This window comes from Longimicrobium sp., assembly GCF_036554565.1.
GTDB lineage: Bacteria > Gemmatimonadota > Gemmatimonadetes > Longimicrobiales > Longimicrobiaceae > Longimicrobium.
The window spans coordinates 1-2,575 of sequence record NZ_DATBNB010000631.1; the positions used below are offsets into that span (position 1 = coordinate 1).

Consider the following 2,575-nt stretch of genomic DNA (forward strand, 5'->3'; position numbering starts at 1 on the left):
AAACCGCAGCTGGAAAGTCACGAAGTCCGCCTTCGCGGACTGCACGCGACGCCGAGTGCGCCGGCCCAGCCGGAGCCCCAGAGCCTGTCATCCTGAGGCCCAGGCGCACCTTACCGGCCCCGCAGCACATCCCGCGCGGGCCGAAGGATCTTGCCCGCGTCACTTCTCAGCTTGGGCGCGGTAGCGGCACGGATGCCCGCTAGCCTGATATTGCGGGCCGCGCTTCGGGTTTGGGTGACCGCTGCCGCGCCCGGACCTCGAGGTATCCGCCGCTAGATCCTTCGGCGCGCGAAGTTGCGACGTGCGGGCCGGTGCGGTGCGCTTGCGCCTCTGGATGACACGTGCGGCTGGCGGCTGGATGCAGTGCAGGCGACCGGCTGGTGCGAAGCGCCTCAGGGAACGAGCACGAGCCCGTCCACGCCGAAGCTTCCGCGGCCCCAGGGCTGAAAGCGGATGGCCCTGACGTTGGTGAGCGTCATTCCGTTGTTGGTGGTGGCCGGCTGGTAGTCCCTGCGGCGGGGGAACGCGGTGGTGTTCAATGGCACGCTGGCGAACCTCCACCCCGTGAAGTCGTCCAAGAAACGGTGGACGAAGAGCTCGCCGTCCGCATCTTCCAGCTCCAGGTAGATGGGGTTGCCGGAGCCGGTGCCCTCCATCCAGAACTCCAGCGCGCGGTACCCGCTCCAGTTCTCGTTCAGCGTAACGCCGAAGCCCGCCCAGTTCACCACGCTGTACGTCACCCGCACGCCGTGCCCCACCGCCGCCGGCCAGACCATCGCCGTGGCCAGGGTGCTGCCGGCGCTGTCCGCGTACGTCCACCAGCGTGTGGAATTCCCCGACTCGAAGTCGTCCACCGTGCGCCGCGGGTCGGCCAGGGGATCGTGCATGTTGCCGCTGGCCAGCATCAGCCCCAGCAGCCCCAGCCCGTGCCCGTACTTGGAAAAATCCATCATCCGCAGCGTCTCCATCCACATCGCGCGCCGGTAGCCGGTGTTCGGGGACAGCATGGCCGCCGACGTGAGCGGGCCGTAGAACCACGGGCTGCGGTCCGGCCCGCCGTACAGGCTGTCGTCCAGGAAAGCGCCGCTGGTGCGGTACGCCGAGCCGATGCCCGTGGGGCCCCTGCCCGGGCCGGCGCCGCTGAAGAACGCGTTCATCCGGTCCAGCCGGCTGCTCGCCTGGCTCTCGCAGTTCCACGCGGCGTCGGCCGCCAGCCGCCACGGGGCGCGCGCCGCATTCCACGAATAGCGATGACTCTCGGGGTCGGCGTCCAGGGTGCCGTCGGGGCGGCTGCGGTCCGGCAGCAGCCCCGTCGCCGCGTTGCCGTAGCTGGGGTTCAGGTCGATGCTGGTCAGGTACTGGTACGACTTGTCGGCCACCTCCAGCCAGAACGTGTCGCCCGTGTGGGTGGCGAACGCCCGGTACCACGCCGGGGCCATGGAGCCCGGAAAGGTGACTTCCCAATATTCCAGGGGCATGTCGCCGGCGGTCAGCAGGTAGGCGTGCGCCGAGCCTTCCGGGACCACCATGTGCGTGCGGATGGTGGCCAGCAGCTCGTTCAGCGGCTCCGCGTACCCGCCCCAGCGCCGGTGCGCCACCAGCAGCGCGAACGCCATGTCCTGGTCCGCATCGGAGGCCGCCCCGCTGTCGGCTACCACGCCGTCGGCGCGGATCACCCAGGGCAGGGCGCCCTTCGCGTTCCGGTGCGCCTGGCGATAGGCATCGAACGCGTCGAACGTCTTGCGGTCGCCCATGTATGCGGCCAGCAGCATCCCGTAGCCCTGGGCTTCGGAGATGGTGCCGTGGGGCAGCTGATGCTCGGTGCCGTCGTCGTTGAAGTAGGTGAAGTCGGCGTCGGCGCGTACGCGGGCCTGCCCGCCCTCGTACGACACCCGCGAGGCGCGCCACAGCTCGTACTTCTGCCGGAGCTGCTCGTTGGCGGCGGCCTGGTTCGCGGTGATGCTCTGCGCGCACGGGTACCGGTACGGCGCCGCGCCGCCCGTCCGCGCATCGGGCTGGGCCGGGGCGCCGGAGGAGACGAGCGCCGACGCGAGGGCAATGCCGGCCAGGATGCTGCGTCGTCGCATGTGGCGTTTCACGAAGGGTACGGCGTGGGAGCGCTTGCAAGTCATTGCGGCGCCAGGCCGGTCACCGGTTCAGAGGCCGCGGCCCTGCGGGGGCGGCTGAAGTCGCGGCAAGCACGGCCCGAAGTCCGCCTTCGCGGACTGCACGCGTGGTCGGTTGCGCTCCAGTGGGTGTGATGCGCCGGTCGGAGAGCGGCGCTGTCGGGCCCCGGCCACGTCGCGTGCGCAATCGGCGTGCGCAAAAGCGCTGCGGGGGCCAATCGTTACAGGATCGTGTTCCGCGTGCAGCTTTTCTGCGTCGGGTCCCTCCAACTGCGCCGTGCTGCGCAGCGTACTCTTGCGTTCCATCCCCCGAACACCTGAGCTTGCGGATCAACGCCGCCCGGCGGACGCAACCCCGACACTCCCCCCCTCGCCCGAGCCGATCCGATGAGAGCGTTCCTTCTCGCTTCCGTGGTGCTCCTGTCCGCCTGCGCGCCGTCCGCCACTCC

At 70.2% G+C, this 2,575-nt stretch carries 1 protein-coding gene; it reads right to left on the reverse strand.

The window, feature by feature from the left end:
• Positions 1 to 392: 392 nt before the first annotated feature.
• On the reverse strand, positions 393 to 2,087 hold the full coding sequence (locus VIB55_RS17555) for a glycosyl hydrolase family 8 (protein WP_331877969.1): 1,695 nt from the start codon (positions 2,085 to 2,087) through the stop codon (positions 393 to 395).
• Between the last annotated feature and the right edge of the window lie 488 nt (positions 2,088 to 2,575).

Bases quoted from the DNA above. Each gene is read 5' to 3' on its own strand.
- VIB55_RS17555 (WP_331877969.1), bottom strand. From the start codon at position 2,087: ATGCGACGACGCAGCATCCTGGCCGGCATTGCCCTCGCGTCGGCGCTC.